Genomic DNA, 14,705 nt, shown 5'->3' on the forward strand with positions numbered 1-14,705 from the left:
GCTGAATTGACCGGCGTGCCTGCATGTTCAAACCCATTCCCGTGGCCATTGGCCTGCGCTACCTGCGCGCCAAGCGCCGCAACGGCTTCATCTCCTTCATCTCGATGGCATCGATCCTGGGCATCGCGCTCGGCGTCACGGTGCTGATCACCACCTTGGCCGTGATGAGCGGTTTCCAGAAGGAAATCCGCAGCCGCCTGCTGCAGATGACCGCGCACACCACCATCAGCCGTGACGGCGAGCCGATGCCGGACTGGATGCGCGTGGTCGACGTGGCCAGCAAGGACCCGCGCGTGGCCGGTGCTGCGCCGTACATCGAGATCCAGTCGATGATCAGCGGCCCGCGCGTGCAGGGCGCGATCATCCAGGGCATCGATCCGGCGCTGGAGCCGAAGGTATCGGTGATCGACAAGAAGGTCACCAAGGGGAGCTATGGCAGCCTCACGCCGGGCAGCTTCAACCTGCTTCTGGGCAAGGAATTGGCGATCTGGCTGGGCGTTGATGTCGGCGACCAGGTGCTGGTGACCTTCGCCGAAGTGCAGGGCACGCCTGCCGGTGCGGTGCCACGGATGAAACGCTTCACCGTCAGCGGCATCTTCGAGGCCGGCTACAACGAGGTCGACCGCGGCGTCGGCTTCGCCAACATGCAGGACCTGGAGCGCGTGCTGCGCAGCGACGGTGCCACCGGCGTGCGGCTGAAACTGCACGACATGGACCGTTCGCTGGAAGTGGGCGTGGATCTGGCGCAGAGCCTTGGCGGCGCTTACCGCGTGAGTGACTGGACCCAGCAGAACGCCAACCTCTACCACTCGCTGCGCATGGAGAAGGTGGTGATGGGCATCCTGCTGTCGCTGATCATCGCCATGGGCGCCTTCAACCTGGTGTCCTCGCAGGTGATGCTGGTCACTGACAAGCAGGCCGACATCGCCATCCTGCGCACGCTGGGCCTGACCCCGGGCGGGGTGATGCAGGTGTTCATGGTGCAGGGCTCGCTGATCGGCATCTTCGGCACGCTGGCCGGCCTGATCGGTGGCATCACCCTCACACTCAACCTGGAGCGCATCCTCGGTGCCATCGAGAGTGTGTTCAACGTCAAGCTGATGCCGGAGGATGTGTACTACATCACCGGCCTGCCGACCGACATGCAGACCGGCGACGTGGTGGCGATCACCGTGGTCGCGCTGCTGATGAGCTTCCTGGCCACCCTGTATCCCGCCTGGCGGGCAGCACGCACCCAGCCGGCGGAGGCCCTGCGTTATGAATAAGGTCTTCAACCGCGGCGATGAAGTGATCCGCGCCGAAGCACTGGGCAAGACCTACGCCGAAGGGCGCATGCAGACCCCGGTGTTCGATGGCCTGGACCTGACCGTGACCGCCGGCGAAACGGTCGCGATCATCGGTGCCTCCGGTGCCGGCAAGAGCACGCTGCTGCACCTGCTGGGTGGCCTGGACATTCCGACCGCCGGCGAGGTCTATGTGACCGGCCAGCGCATGTCAGCGCTGTCCGATACCGCGCGCGGCCTGCTGCGCAACCAGGCGCTGGGCTTCGTCTATCAGTTCCACCACCTGCTGCCTGAGTTCACCGCGCTGGAAAACGTGATGATGCCGGTGCTGCTGGCCGGTACTGCAGTGGCCGAGGCGAGCAGCCGGGCCACCACGCTGCTGGAAGCGGTCGGCCTTGGCCATCGCCTGGACCACAAGCCCGGCGAACTGTCCGGTGGCGAACGCCAGCGTGCCGCAGTGGCGCGTGCGCTGGTCAATCATCCGGCCTGCGTGCTCGGCGACGAGCCGACCGGCAACCTGGATGACCGCACTGCGGGCACTGTGTTCGAGCTGATGCTGGAACTGAATCGTGCGCGGCATACCAGCCTGGTGCTGGTGACCCACGACCGCAGCCTGGCACGGCGCCTGGACCGGGTGCTGGAGCTGCGCGAGGGGCGCCTGCACGCGCTGGCCCACGCCGACGTCTGAGGCGCCGGGCCCGCTTTGGTGGAAGCCGACCTTGGTCGGCTGCTCCTGCAGGGCAAGCGCCAACCAAGGTTGGCGACTACCGGAATCCGGAGCCTTGGGCCTGCTTGGGGCGACCGCCGACCGGCTGCTGAATGGGGTACTGGCTTTCGCGCCGGCGTTGTCTGCGCAGGCGCATGATGGCGACAGTTCCCCGAGGAGATCGCCATGAAGACCCCGATCCTGATGGCCGGACTCTGCTTGGCGCTGGCCGCCTGCGCGACCACCGGCCGGCTCAGCTCTGCCGAGAAACTTGACCTGTACCGTGCCCATGCCGGCGCGCCGCAGAACGACATGCAGTTCTTCGGCAGCCTCAACGGCTGGACCGAACTGGGTGACAGCGCGCTGGCGGTGTGGACGCGTCCCAGCGAGGCCTATCTGCTGGAATTGAGGGGGCCCTGCCAGGACCTGCCGTATGCCACCGCCATCGGCCTGACCAGCCAGATGAACCGTGTTTCGGCGCGCTTCGACAAGGTGCTGGTGCGCGACCCCGCCGGTGGCCCGCGCATGCCGTGCTTCATCGACAGCATCCGCAAGCTGGACGTGAAGGCGCTGCGCGCCTCCGAGCAGGAGCTGCGCCAGGCGCAGGTGCAGGAGCGCGAGGAAAGCACGAAATAGCGTGGTAGTGCCGGCCGCTGGCCGGCATCGCGCAGATGCCAGGTTGCCGGCCAGCGGTAGACTACCTGTGTGTCAGGCTTCCGGGGTGAAGCCGGCCGGCTTTTCCGCGTCCTTCTGGAACAGGAACTTGACCAGTTCGCCTTCAAGGAACGCGCGATGCTCCGGCGTGCGCGGCGACAGGCGGTTCTCGTTGATCAGCATGGTCTGGTGCGCCAGCCACGCAGCCCAGGCCTGCTTGCCGATGTTGTTGAAGATGCGCTGGCCCAGTTCGCCGGGGTAGGGCACGAAGTCCAGGCCCTCGGCATCGCGTTGTTCGTACTGGCAGAAGACGGTTCGGGACATGGCATTCACTCGTGGTTGCGGGGTTTCTTGGAATTTCGTTTCGGCGTCTTGATCGTTGCGCCGTCGAGCAGTTTGCGGATCGGTGCCGGCAGGCCCAGCGCGTGCAGTTCGTCGCTGGCGACCCAGCGCAGCGTGGGTTCTTCCACGCGCAGGCCGTGTACCTGCCGCGACAATACCTGCAGATGCAGCTTGTAGTGGCTGAAGGTGTGCTGCAGCACTGGCAGCTCTTCGGCCTCTTCCAGCGAGCCGTCGACGTGCACGTCGAACCAGTCCTGCAGCACGCTGCCGGCATCGGCCTGCGGCAGCGTCCACAGCTGCGCCCAGATGCCGGTGTCCGGCCGCTTCTGCAGCAGCACACGCTGCTGGGCGTCGCGCAGCAGCAGCGCAACGGCCTCGCGCTCGGGCAGGGTCTTGCTGGGCTTGGGCGTGGGTAGTTCAGCGGTGCGGCCTTCGCGCCGTGCCACGCAGTCATCCTGCAACGGGCAGATCACGCAGGCCGGTTTGGCGCGGCTGCACACCGTCGCGCCCAGGTCCATCTGCGCCTGCGTGTAGTCGGCCATGCGCCCGGCCGGCACCTGCGCCACATGCGCCTCGGCGATCGCCCACAGCTGCTTCTCGATGGCCGGCAGCCCGGGGAAGCCATCGATGCCGTGGTAACGGCTGAGCACCCGCTTGACGTTGCCATCGAGGATCGCGAACGGGTCGTTCCAGGCCTGGCTGAGGATCGCACCGGCGGTGCTGCGGCCGATGCCGGGCAGGGCATGCAATGCATCGAAATCACGCGGCAGGTCGCCGTCGTGCAGTTCCACGCAGCGCTTCGCAGCGGCATGCAGGTTGCGTGCGCGGGCGTAGTAGCCGAGCCCGGCCCACTGCGCCATCACCGCGTCGTTGCTGGCTGCGGCAAGGTCGGGCAGGGTCGGGAAGTGCTGCAGGAACCGCTGGAAATACGGGATGACCGTACTCACCTGGGTCTGCTGCAGCATGATTTCCGACAGCCAGACCCGGTAGGGACTGCGTGGGTGCTGCCAGGGCAGGTCGTGGCGGCCGTGGTCGTCGAACCAATGCAGCAGGTGGGCGACGAAGCCATCGGTCTGCGTGGTTCCGGCGCTGGCGTGCGGCTGGCGGGGCATCGGTGTTCCAGAGAGGAGCCACCCGTGGGGTGGCTCTACTGGATTGCAGTAGAGCCACGCCATGCGTGGCTGCACGGTGTATCAGGCGCCCAGCGCTTCGGGCAGCAGGGCGTCGACGAAGGCTTCCGGGTCGAACACGCGCAGGTCTTCCGGGCGCTCGCCGATGCCGGCGAAACGGATCGGAATGTCGAACTCGCGGGCCAGCGCGAACACCACGCCGCCCTTGGCGGTGCCGTCCAGCTTGGTCACCACCAGGCCGGTCACGTTCACTGCGGCATTGAACTGGCGCAGTTGCGACAGCGCGTTCTGGCCAGTGGTGCCGTCGATCACCATCAGCACTTCGTGCGGGGCGGTGGGGTCGATCTTGCCGAGCACGCGGCGGATCTTGCCCAGCTCGTTCATCAGGCCGGACTGGGTATGCAGGCGGCCGGCGGTGTCGGCGATCAGCACCGAGGTGCCACGGGCCTTGCCGGCCTGGAGCGCGTCGAATGCCACCGAAGCGGCATCGGCGTTCTGCCCCTGCGCGACCACGGCCACGCCGTTGCGCTCGCCCCAGGCCTGCAGCTGGGCCACGGCGGCGGCGCGGAAGGTGTCACCGGCGGCCAGCATCAGGCTGTGGCCATCGTCCTTGAAGCGCTTGGCCAGCTTGCCGATGGTGGTGGTCTTGCCAACGCCGTTGACGCCGACGGTGAGCACCACGAAGGGCTTGGCGGTGCGGTCGATCACCAGCGGCTTGGCCACCGGCTGCAGGATTGCGATCAGCTCCGCGCGCAGCGCGGCCAGCAGCGCATTGGCGTCGGCGAACTCGCGCGACTTCATGCGCTTGCGCAGGCCCTCGACCAGGTCGGTGGTGGCGCCCACGCCGACGTCGGCGGTGATCAGTGCGGTTTCCAGCTCGTCCAGCAGGTCGTCGTCGAGCTTGGGGTTGCGCGAGAACAGGCCACCAAAGCTGCGCGCGATGACGCTGTTGCGCAGGCGTTCGCGCCAGCCGGGCTTGCCGGCAGGCGCCGGAACGGCGTCGATCGAGGCGGCGGCAGGCAGGTCGTCGGTGACCGGTGCCGGTGTCGGTGCCGGGGTGGGCTCAGGCAGCGGTACGGGTGCCGGTTCGATGGCCGGGGTCGCGATGGGGGCGACGTCGATCTGAGCCGACGGTGCAGGAGCTGCCGGAACCGGTGCGGCTGGGGCCGGAATAACCGGGGTGGGCTCGACAGCGACCGGCACGGCGGTTGCTGGGGGCGGCTCGACCGGTACAGGCTCGGCCGGTACTGCTACCGGCGCCGGCTCCTTGTCCTCGACCGGCGCGGCCGACGGGAATGCCGCCGCCAGCTCTTCAGCCGAGTAGTGCTGGGTCTTGGGCGCCTCCGTTGCGGGGGCATCCTGGGGCTTCTTGCGGCGGAAAAAACTGAGCATTGGCAAAAGGCGCTGAAATCAGAGGGATATGCTACCACTCGGGCCTGTCGGGCCGATGTGGACTCAAGGTTGCGGCCCACCGGCCGTTAACCGGTCCGGAGGGCTGAGTCGTGCGGCCCGGAGACCGCCATGGACAACGTGATGGGAATCGCCCTCAGCGGGATGCGTGCGGCCCAGCAGGGCGTGCAGGTGGCCGCGCACAACGTGGCCAACCTGGCGACCCCGGATGCCCAGCACCTGCAGTTGCAGCGCATTACCACCGAGCAGGGTGGGGTGCAGGCTTCGGTGGCGTCCATCGGCGCCGATGCCGGCGCGCCGCTGGGTGATCTGCTGGCCGCGAAAGCCGAGGTCGTGGCCTTTGCCGCCAATGCCACGGTGATCCGTCGCCAGGACCAGATGCTGGGCTCACTGCTGGATCGGGACGCCTGAACCCCCTCGGCAGCTGCCAACCGCCACCCCTGGTGGGTGCCAACCTTGGTCGGCACGCTTCGACCCAGCCTGGTAGGTGCCAACCTTGGTCGGCACGCTCGACCCGCCCTGGTAGGTGCCAACGTTGGTTGGCACGCTTTTGGGGCGCCAACCAAGGTTGGCCTCTACCAGGGCAGCAGTGCCAACCAAGGTTGGCACCTACCAAAGCAGGAATGCCAACCAAGGTTGGCATCCACCAGCACCCGGTAGCGCCGGGCCATGCCCGGCGACCACCGCCTCGATCAGACCGACAGCTCCAGCAGCAGCTTGTTCAGGCGCGCCACATAGGCACCCGGATCCTTCAGGCTGTCACCGGCGGCCAACGCAGCCTGGTCGAACAGCACCCGGCCGAGGTCGTCGAAACGCGCGCCATCGGCTTCGGCGTCGAGCTTGGCGATCAGCGGGTGGCCCGGGTTGATCTCCAGCACCGGCTTGCTGTCCGGTACCTTCTGGCCGCTGGCCTCCAGGATCTGGCGCATCTGCAGGCCCAGGTCCTGTTCGCCGATGGCCAGTACCGCCGGCGAATCGGTCAGGCGGTGCGAGACGCGCACTTCGGCCACGTCATCACCCAGCACCGTCTTCAGGCGCTCGACCAGGCCCTGCTTGTCCTTGGCCGCCGCTTCCTGTTCCTGCTTGTCCGCTTCGGTTTCCAAGGCACCCAGGTCGAGGTCGCCACGGGCGATGTCGACGAAGCCCTTGCCGTCGAAATCAGTCAGGTAGCCCATCAGCCACTCGTCGATGCGGTCGGTCAGCAGCAGCACTTCCACGCCCTTCTTGCGGAACACTTCCAGGTGCGGGCTGTTGCGGACCTGGCTGTAGCTCTCGCCGGTCAGGTAATAGATCTTGTCCTGGCCTTCGGTCATGCGGCCGAGGTAGTCGGCCAGCGACACGCTCTGCGCATCGCCGTCACCACGGGTGGAGGCGAAGCGCAGCAGGCCGGCCACCTTCTCGCGGTTGTTGTAGTCCTCGGCCGGGCCTTCCTTCAGCACCTGGCCGAATTCCTTCCAGAACGTGGCGTATTGCTCCGGCTTGTCGGCGGCCAGCTTCTCCAGCATGTCCAGCGAGCGCTTGGTCAGCGCGGCCTTCATCGAGTCGATGACCGGGCCGGCCTGCAGGATCTCGCGCGAGACATTCAGCGACAGGTCGTTGGAATCGACCACACCCTTGATGAAGCGCAGGTACAGCGGCAGGAACTGCTCGGCCTGGTCCATCACGAACACGCGCTGCACGTACAGCTTCAGGCCCTTGGGCGCATCGCGGTGGTACAGGTCGAACGGCGCACGGCCGGGCACGTACAGCAGCGAGGTGTACTCCAGCTTGCCCTCGACCTTGTTGTGGCTCCACGCCAGCGGGTCGCTGTGGTCGTGCGCGACGTGCTTGTAGAACTCGGTGTATTCGGCATCGCTGATTTCGGTGCGCGGGCGGGTCCACAGTGCGCTGGCGCGGTTGACGGTTTCCCACTCGACCGCTGCGCCTTCTTCACCGCCCTCCTTGGGCATCTGGATCGGCAGGCCGATGTGGTCCGAGTACTTCTTGAGAATGCTGCGCAGGCGCCAGCCATCGGCGAAGTCGTGCTCGCCGTCCTTCAGGTGCAGCACGATGCGGGTGCCGCGCTCGGCCTTGTCGACCGTGGCGACTTCGAAATCGCCTTCGCCGCGCGAGGTCCAGCGCACGCCTTCCCCTGCTGCCAGGCCAGCGCGGCGCGAGGTCACTTCCACTTCGTCGGCGACGATGAAGGCACTGTAGAAGCCGACGCCGAACTGGCCGATCAGCTGCGAATCCTTCTTCTGGTCGCCGGACAGCTGGCGCAGGAAATCGCCGGTGCCGGACTTTGCAATCGTGCCGAGGTGGGCGATGGCTTCGGCGCGGCTCATGCCGATGCCGTTGTCTTCGATGGTGATGGTGTGGGCGGTGGGGTCGAAGCTGACGCGCACGCGCAGTTCGCTGTCGCCTTCCAGCAGGGCCGGCTGGGTCAGGGCCTCGAAACGCAGCTTGTCGGCAGCGTCGGCGGCGTTGGAGACCAGCTCGCGGAGGAAGATCTCCTTGTTGGAGTACAGCGAGTGGATCATCAGTTGCAGCAGCTGCTTGACTTCGGTCTGGAAGCCAAGGGTTTCGGTCTGGGTGGTCTCGGTCATCGATAAGGCTCCGTGTGCAATGCCGCGCCAGCGCGTGCGGCCTCGCCAAGGGGTATGGCTGATTGTCCCGAAATCAAGGGGTTGATCGGCCGGGCTGCGCCCGGCACCCGCTCAGTGCAACTGCAACTGCCAAAGCCAGGGCCAGAGCGGCATCCCGTGGGATGGCGGGGCACTGTGGGTTCGCGGGGGCGGCGCAAGTACGTCCATGTAGCCTTGGTCGCCGCTTGCTCGTGTGCGCAGGACAGCGCACACGAGCAAGCGGCGACCGAGCTTACATGGACGTACTTGCAGCGTCCCCCTCGACCGGACCCACCCCGCCATCCCAAGGAATGCCCGCTGTTGCTGTTGCTTCGGCCGTTGCTGTGGCTTCTGCGGGTGCCGGGCAAAGCCCGGCCGAACTACAATCCCGCTCATGCTGAAATTCTCGAATACCTCCCGCCGGGGGCGCCGATGAGCGGCCGTGGCGGCAATGACGGCCAGGTCCGCATCATCGGCGGGCGCTGGCGCAATACCCGCCTGCCGGTGCCGACCCTGCCGGGGCTGCGGCCCAGCAGCGACCGCGTGCGCGAGACCCTGTTCAACTGGCTGATGCCCAGGCTCGGTGGGGCCCGCGTGCTGGACCTGTTCGCCGGCAGTGGCGCACTGGGCCTGGAGGCGGTCTCGCGCGGTGCCGCACACGCCACCCTGGTCGAACGCGACGCGCAGCTGGGACGCAATCTGACCGCTGCCGTGACCAAGCTGCAGGCCAGCGACCAGATCAGCGTCGTGCAGGCCGATGCCCTGCGCTGGCTGCAGGGCGCGCCGGCGCAGCAGGCCGATCTGGTCTTCGTCGACCCGCCGTTCGCCGACGGCCTGTGGCAGGACGTGCTGGCCCAGCTCCCGCGGCATCTGGCCGCCGATGCCTGGCTGTACCTGGAATCGCCGGCCGGCCACGTGCCGGTGCTGCCGCCGGACTGGCTGCTGCACCGCGAGGGCGGCACCCGCGAGGTGCGCTTTGCCCTGTACCGCCGCGCCACTGCTACACTTTGACCTCATCTGAACATCTGCAACCGCCCATGACCGTGGCCAATCGCCGCATCGCCGTTTACCCCGGCACGTTCGACCCCATCACCAATGGTCATATCGACCTGGTGAGCCGGGCCGCGCCGCTGTTCGAAAAGGTCGTGGTCGGCGTGGCGCAGAGCCCGTCCAAGGGCCCGGCGCTGCCGCTGGAGCAGCGCGTGCAGCTGGCGCGTGGCGCGCTGGCCCACCACAGCAACGTCGAGGTCATCGGCTTCGATACCCTGCTGGCGCATTTCGTACGTTCGGTCCAGGGCGGGGTGCTGCTGCGCGGCCTGCGCGCGGTGTCCGACTTCGAGTACGAGTTCCAGATGGCCAGCATGAACCGGCACCTGATCCCCGAGGTCGAGACCCTGTTCCTGACCCCGGCCGAGCAGCACAGCTTCATTTCGTCCTCGCTGGTCCGCGAGATCGCGCGCCTGGGCGGCGACGTGTCCGGCTTCGTGCCGGCCGCGGTGCTCGAAGCCCTGCGCAAGGTCCGCGAAGCGAAGTCGGCACAGTCGTAAGCCCCGCTGTACCCGCACCCCATTACGTACAACACCACGCACCATTCCGGGAGGAAACCCATGAACACCACCATGCGCGCGATGCTGATCGCTTCGTTGGCCCTGGCCTTCACCGCCTGCAAGAAGGAAGAGGCCGCTCCGGTCGACGAGGCCAAGCAGGCCCTGGTCGCTCCGTCCAAGGACGACGATGCAGGCTGGAAGAAGTACCTGCAGGAAGTGGCGATCCAGAACATGGGCAACATCACCAACAGCCCGTTCCTGTACTACCTCTCGCCGGAATCGGACCCGGACTTCCAGGCCAAGTACGAGCGCCAGACCGAGAGCGCGACCCAGGCCGTGGCCCGTGGCGTGCAGCCGGGCAACATGCTGGCCTTCGGTTCGTCGGCCTCGGGCAAGATGGCTGACATGATCCAGGCCGTGTTCAAGGACGTGTCGCCGGATTCGATGAAGGGCGTGCGCGTCGTCTTCATCGGCCAGTCGGCCGACAACGCCCGCGTACAGGCTGCGATCCAGCCGACCGGTGCCGAGTACATTTTCGTCGAAGCCAAGTAATACCGAGCCATGGCGGCCATGCTCCGGCATGGCCCGGGCGGCGTCCTGCAAGGGCGCCGCTGATGACCTGACCGGCCCGCGCGCCCGCGCTGGCCGGTCCTTTGTCCCAGGGCGCGGGCGAGGAGTATCGCCGTGTCGCTGAAAATCAACGAGCTCTGCGTCAACTGCGACGTATGCGAGCCGGCCTGCCCGAACCAGGCCATTGCGATGGGTGAAACCATCTACGTGATCGACCCTGCGCGCTGCACCGAATGCGTGGGTCATTTCGACGAGCCACAGTGCGTGGTCGTCTGCCCGGTCGAGTGCATCGACCCGGACCCGGAGATCGTGGAAACGGAAGACCAGCTGCTGGCCAAGCTGCGCCAGCTGCAGCACGATCACCCCGAACTCTATGCGGAGCCCCCATCCGAATGAAGACGCTGATCGTCCGCCGCCTGTTGCTGCTCGGCCTGCTGCTGAGCCCGATTGCCTGGGCCGACAGCCCGGCCCGTGCCGAGCGCCCCGATGGCGCGGCCATTGCCAGCGGCCACGCGCTGGCCACCCAGGCCGGCATCGACATCCTGGCGCAGGGCGGCAACGCCTTCGACGCCGCGGTGGCGGTATCGTCCACGCTGGCGGTGGTCGAGCCGATCAGTTCCGGCCTGGGCGGTGGCGGCTTCTTCCTGCTGCATGATGCGGCCACCGGCAAGGACGTGATGCTGGATGCGCGCGAGACCGCGCCGGCTGCAGCAACCCCGCAGGCGTTCCTCGACAAGCAGGGCAACCTCGACCGTGACCGCTCGGTCAACGGCGCGTGGTCGGCTGGCATCCCGGGCCTGCCCGCAGCACTGGTCGAACTGTCGGCCAAGCACGGCAAGCTGCCATTGGCGACCTCGCTGCAGCCGGCCATCCGCATCGCGCGCGAAGGCTTCCCGGTGTACGACCGCATGGCCAAGGGCTATGCCTCGCGCCGTGAAGTGATGGAGCGCTATCCCGGCACTCGCGAGGTCTACCTGCGCAATGGCAAGCCGATCGCCAGCGGTGACCTGTTCAAGCAGCCGGAGCTGGCACAGACGCTGGAGCGCCTGGCCGCAGGTGGCTTCGATGGCTTCTACAAGGGCCAGACCGGAACGCTGTTGCTGGCCGGCGTGAAGCAGGCCGGCGGCAAGTGGACCGCTGAAGAGCTGGCCGGTTACCGCGTGAAGCAGCGCGAGCCGATCGTGTTCAACTACAACGGCTGGAAGATCACCACTGCGCCGCCGCCGTCGTCCGGTGGCATCGCGCTGGCCAGCATGCTGCAGATCCTGGAAGGCTGGGATATCAGGAAAATGGACCCGGCGCACCGCACCCATCTGGTGGTGGAGTCGATGCGTCGCGCCTACCGCGACCGCACCTTCTTCCTCGGCGATCCGGACTTCGTGCAGATCCCGCAGAAGGTGCTGACCAGCAAGGACTATGCACAGGGCCTGCGGGCGACCATCCATCCGGAGAAGGCCACGCCCAGCGACCTGCTGTCGGGCAACCCGACGCCGCTGGAAGACGACGAAACCACGCACTTCTCGATCATCGACCGCGACGGCAACCGCGTCGGCGCCACCCAGACCGTCAACCTGCTGTACGGCTCGGGGCTGATTCCCAAGGGCACCGGCGTGCTGCTGAACAACGAGATGGACGACTTCGCGCTGAAGCCGGGCACGCCCAATGCGTTCGGCGTGATGGGCTATGAAGCCAATGCGCCGAAGCCGGGCAAGCGCATGCTCAGCTCGATGACGCCGACCTTCATGGAGAACGCCGACAAGGTGGTGGTGCTGGGCACCCCGGGTGGCAGCCGCATCATCACCATGGTGCTGCTGGGCATCCTCGGCTACGACGACGGCCTGGATGCGCAGCAGGTTGCCGCACTGCCGCGCTACCACCACCAGTGGCTGCCGGACCTGATCGAAGCCGAGGACGATGCGTTCGACGCGGCGACGGTGAAGCAGCTGCAGGCGATGGGCCACAAGATCGACCTGCCGGGCAATGTCGCCGCGGGTGGCCGCGGTTCCAGCCACGTGTGGGGCAACCTGCAGACCGTGGAATGGGACCGCAGGGCCAACAAGCTGTTCGGCGGCAGCGACCCGCGCAATCCGGTCGGCAGTGCCCAGGTGGTGCCGGCACACTGATCCGGTGGTGCCGGCTGCGGGCCGGCAATCCGGCTGATTATCGAAACCCCGCCTTTGCCGGCGGGGTTTTCTGTTTCCCTTCTAGCGATTATTTAACGAGCCGGCGCCGATAATCGACACATGAAACTCTGGTCTATTCGTGGAAACTCGCAGCGCCTCGATGGCGGCGCGATGTTCGGCAACGCGCCGCGCGCGTTGTGGGAAAAATGGGCGGCACCGGACGAGCTCAATCGCATCGAGCTGGCCTGCCGTGCGCTGCTTGCCAGCCCGCTGGAAGGCAAGACGGTGCTGTTTGAAACCGGTATCGGGGCGTTCTTCGATCCGCGCATGCGCGAACGCTACGGTGTGCAGGAAAGCCAGCACGTGCTGATCGATTCGCTGCGCGAAGCCGGCTTCGAGCACGAGGATATCGACGTGGTGGTGCTCAGCCACCTGCATTTCGATCATGCCGGTGGCCTGCTGGCGGCATGGAGCGAAGGGCGTGAGCCCGAGCTGCTGTTCCCCAACGCAACCTATGTAGTCGGCGCGCAGCATTGGCAGCGCGCCGTGCAGCCACACCCGCGCGATCGCGCCAGCTTCATTCCGGAACTGCCGGGCCTGCTGCAGGCCAGTGGCCGGCTGGAAGTGGTGGACGGGGAGTACTCGAAGGCGCTCGGCCGCAGCGTGCGCTTCAGTTACAGCGACGGGCATACACCGGGGCTGATGCTGGCCGAGATCGTCGGTCACGCGCATGCAGGCGAAAGTGCGCATGGTGGCGTGGTGTTCTGTGCCGACCTGATCCCGGGCCGCTCATGGGTACACGTGCCGATCACCATGGGCTATGACCGCAATGCCGAGCTGCTGATCGACGAGAAGCGGCAGTTCCTGGAAGACAAGCTGGCGCGCAACGTGCGGCTGTTCTTCACCCACGACCCGCAGGTGGCATTGGCGCAGCTTGGCAGGGATGACAAGGGGCGTTTCGTGACCCTGCACGAGCAGGGTGAGCTGAAGGCACGCGCCCTGGGGTAATGGCATGGCCGGGCAATGCCCGGCCTTTCACTGATGTCCGTGGATCCACGCCATGCGTGGATGGCGTTCTACCCGGACGTGATTGCTACGAGGCCTTCAGGCAGCTGCTCATGAAGGTCTTGCGCGCATCACCGGCCAGCTTTTTGGCGCCCGCGTCAGCGTTGCACTTGCGCATGCGTTCCTGCTGCGTATTGACCGGCTTGGCGTCGGCGGCGTGGCCGCTGAGGCAGGAGCTCTGTGCAGTCTTGTAGGCATCGCCCTTCAGCCCCTTGTTCTTGGCCGAACATTCGGCCATGCGCTGCTGCTGCGGAGTGGTGGCATTGGCAGCCAGGGGCAGGCCGACCAGCAGGACGGCGGCCAGCAGGAAAGAGGCTTTCATCGGGAGCTCCAAGGGTGGCGGGTGCGCGGAGCATTCGCTTCCCGGCGCCAAGAGCACGTGAAGAATCGCAACGCGGCCGCGACGGCCTGCGCTGTTGGGGTCAGATCCCTTTCGTGGCGAAAGGGCTCTGACCCCGGATCGTCGGATCAGCCGACGCGGGTACCGAAGATGCGGTCACCGGCATCGCCCAGGCCCGGCAGGATGTAGCCCTTGTCGTTGAGCTGGGCATCAATGGCTGCGGTGTAGATCTCCACGTCCGGGTGCACGGCCTTGACCGCTTCGATGCCTTCCGGCGCGGCCACCAGGAAGATGCCCTTGATGCGGCGGGCGCCGGCACGCTTGAGCATGTCGATGGTGGCGATCAGGGTGCCGCCGGTGGCCAGCATAGGGTCCAGGATCAGCGCGTCGCGCTCTTCCAGGCGCCCGGTCAGGCGCTCGAAGTAGGGCACCGGCTGCAGGGTTTCCTCATCGCGCTGCAGGCCGACCACGCTGACACGGGCCGCCGGGATCAGCGACAGCACGCCGCTGAGCATGCCCAGGCCGGCGCGCAGGATCGGCACCACGGTGATCTTGGCGCCCGCAATGCGCTGCACGGTGACCGGGCCGGCCCAGCCGGGCAGGGTGTGCGGCTCGGTGTCCAGGTCGGCGGTGGCCTCGTAGGCCAGCAGCGTACCCAGCTCGTTGGCCAGTTCGCGGAAATCCTTGGTGCTGAGCGCAGCGTTGCGCATCAGGCCGATCTTGTGCTGCACCAGCGGGTGGCGCACTTCGACGATCTTCATGGTCGGGAAGGGGAAAAGGAGAGAGGGCGCCATTTTGCCGGATCGGCGGGCCGAACCCAAACCTGGCCCGGAGCGGCGTTACTCGAAATGTGCAGGCGCATGTCACGGCCATGCAACCTTGCGGACATACCGTGCAGACCCATTCTTAACAGGAATGGGGATTCCCAGTGC

Annotated in this window: 16 protein-coding genes; 10 read left to right on the top strand and 6 right to left on the bottom strand. The window is 66.9% G+C overall.

Annotated elements, in window-relative coordinates:
- Positions 1-23 precede the first annotated feature (23 nt).
- The 3 genes from ACZK45_RS08320 to ACZK45_RS08330 all read left to right on the top strand — a co-directional run bounded on the left by ACZK45_RS08320 (position 24) and on the right by ACZK45_RS08330 (position 2,625).
- Positions 24-1,265, top strand: coding sequence for a lipoprotein-releasing ABC transporter permease subunit (locus ACZK45_RS08320; protein ID WP_478445676.1), 1,242 nt, complete (start codon positions 24-26; stop codon positions 1,263-1,265).
- Positions 1,258-1,971 carry a lipoprotein-releasing ABC transporter ATP-binding protein LolD gene (lolD, locus tag ACZK45_RS08325; RefSeq protein ID WP_014036806.1) on the top strand — a complete coding sequence of 238 codons (714 nt, stop codon included), beginning with the start codon at positions 1,258-1,260 and terminating at the stop codon, positions 1,969-1,971. The genes ACZK45_RS08320 and lolD overlap by 8 nt, the downstream gene beginning before the upstream one ends.
- A gap of 204 nt (positions 1,972-2,175) precedes the next feature.
- The gene (locus tag ACZK45_RS08330) at positions 2,176-2,625 is read left to right on the top strand and encodes a DUF6491 family protein (RefSeq protein WP_049460626.1); all 450 of its coding nucleotides are present in this window, start codon (positions 2,176-2,178) and stop codon (positions 2,623-2,625) included.
- A gap of 72 nt (positions 2,626-2,697) precedes the next feature.
- Here ACZK45_RS08330 and ACZK45_RS08335 read toward each other — a convergent pair whose 3' ends face one another.
- The 3 genes from ACZK45_RS08335 to ftsY form a co-directional block, all read right to left on the bottom strand.
- Positions 2,698-2,967, bottom strand: coding sequence for an oxidative damage protection protein (locus ACZK45_RS08335; protein ID WP_032128874.1), 270 nt, complete (start codon positions 2,965-2,967; stop codon positions 2,698-2,700).
- A 5-nt stretch (positions 2,968-2,972) separates the two neighbouring features.
- Complete coding sequence (mutY, locus tag ACZK45_RS08340) at positions 2,973-4,097, bottom strand: A/G-specific adenine glycosylase (protein ID WP_049423543.1); 1,125 nt, start codon at positions 4,095-4,097, stop codon at positions 2,973-2,975.
- Between the two features lie 81 nt (positions 4,098-4,178).
- The gene (gene ftsY / locus ACZK45_RS08345) at positions 4,179-5,507 is read right to left on the bottom strand and encodes a signal recognition particle-docking protein FtsY (protein ID WP_478445677.1); all 1,329 of its coding nucleotides are present in this window, start codon (positions 5,505-5,507) and stop codon (positions 4,179-4,181) included.
- Positions 5,508-5,636: 129 nt separating this feature from the next.
- Between ftsY and ACZK45_RS08350 the strand changes: the two genes are divergently transcribed.
- Complete coding sequence (locus ACZK45_RS08350) at positions 5,637-5,936, top strand: hypothetical protein (RefSeq protein ID WP_032128872.1); 300 nt, start codon at positions 5,637-5,639, stop codon at positions 5,934-5,936.
- 281 nt (positions 5,937-6,217) lie between these two features.
- Here ACZK45_RS08350 and htpG read toward each other — a convergent pair whose 3' ends face one another.
- A complete protein-coding gene (gene htpG / locus ACZK45_RS08355) occupies positions 6,218-8,110 on the bottom strand; it encodes a molecular chaperone HtpG (RefSeq protein ID WP_478445678.1) in 1,893 nt (630 codons plus the stop codon).
- 450 nt (positions 8,111-8,560) lie between these two features.
- On the opposite strand from htpG, the gene rsmD reads away from it, so the two are divergent.
- The 6 genes from rsmD to ACZK45_RS08385 all read left to right on the top strand — a co-directional run bounded on the left by rsmD (position 8,561) and on the right by ACZK45_RS08385 (position 13,376).
- On the top strand, positions 8,561-9,139 hold the full coding sequence (gene rsmD, locus ACZK45_RS08360) for a 16S rRNA (guanine(966)-N(2))-methyltransferase RsmD (protein ID WP_180836687.1): 579 nt from the start codon (positions 8,561-8,563) through the stop codon (positions 9,137-9,139).
- A gap of 26 nt (positions 9,140-9,165) precedes the next feature.
- Positions 9,166-9,675, top strand: coding sequence for a pantetheine-phosphate adenylyltransferase (gene coaD / locus ACZK45_RS08365; protein WP_032130277.1), 510 nt, complete (start codon positions 9,166-9,168; stop codon positions 9,673-9,675).
- A gap of 60 nt (positions 9,676-9,735) precedes the next feature.
- A complete protein-coding gene (locus tag ACZK45_RS08370) occupies positions 9,736-10,227 on the top strand; it encodes a hypothetical protein (protein WP_004153167.1) in 492 nt (163 codons plus the stop codon).
- Between the two features lie 132 nt (positions 10,228-10,359).
- Positions 10,360-10,641 carry a YfhL family 4Fe-4S dicluster ferredoxin gene (locus ACZK45_RS08375; protein WP_004153175.1) on the top strand — a complete coding sequence of 94 codons (282 nt, stop codon included), beginning with the start codon at positions 10,360-10,362 and terminating at the stop codon, positions 10,639-10,641.
- Positions 10,638-12,368, top strand: a complete 1,731-nt coding sequence (gene ggt, locus ACZK45_RS08380) for a gamma-glutamyltransferase (protein WP_478445679.1) — start codon at positions 10,638-10,640, stop codon at positions 12,366-12,368. The genes ACZK45_RS08375 and ggt overlap by 4 nt, the downstream gene beginning before the upstream one ends.
- A gap of 120 nt (positions 12,369-12,488) precedes the next feature.
- A complete protein-coding gene (locus ACZK45_RS08385) occupies positions 12,489-13,376 on the top strand; it encodes an MBL fold metallo-hydrolase (protein WP_019338337.1) in 888 nt (295 codons plus the stop codon).
- Positions 13,377-13,461: 85 nt separating this feature from the next.
- Here the strand turns inward: ACZK45_RS08385 and ACZK45_RS08390 are convergent, their stop codons facing one another.
- Both ACZK45_RS08390 and upp read right to left on the bottom strand, forming a co-directional pair.
- Positions 13,462-13,755: a PsiF family protein gene (locus ACZK45_RS08390; protein WP_032130275.1), complete on the bottom strand. Its 294-nt coding sequence runs from the start codon at positions 13,753-13,755 to the stop codon at positions 13,462-13,464.
- 146 nt (positions 13,756-13,901) lie between these two features.
- The gene (upp, locus tag ACZK45_RS08395) at positions 13,902-14,534 is read right to left on the bottom strand and encodes a uracil phosphoribosyltransferase (RefSeq protein WP_005409099.1); all 633 of its coding nucleotides are present in this window, start codon (positions 14,532-14,534) and stop codon (positions 13,902-13,904) included.
- Positions 14,535-14,705: the final 171 nt, after the last annotated feature.

It is taken from the genome of Stenotrophomonas sp. 63632_Sma (genome assembly GCF_056482875.1).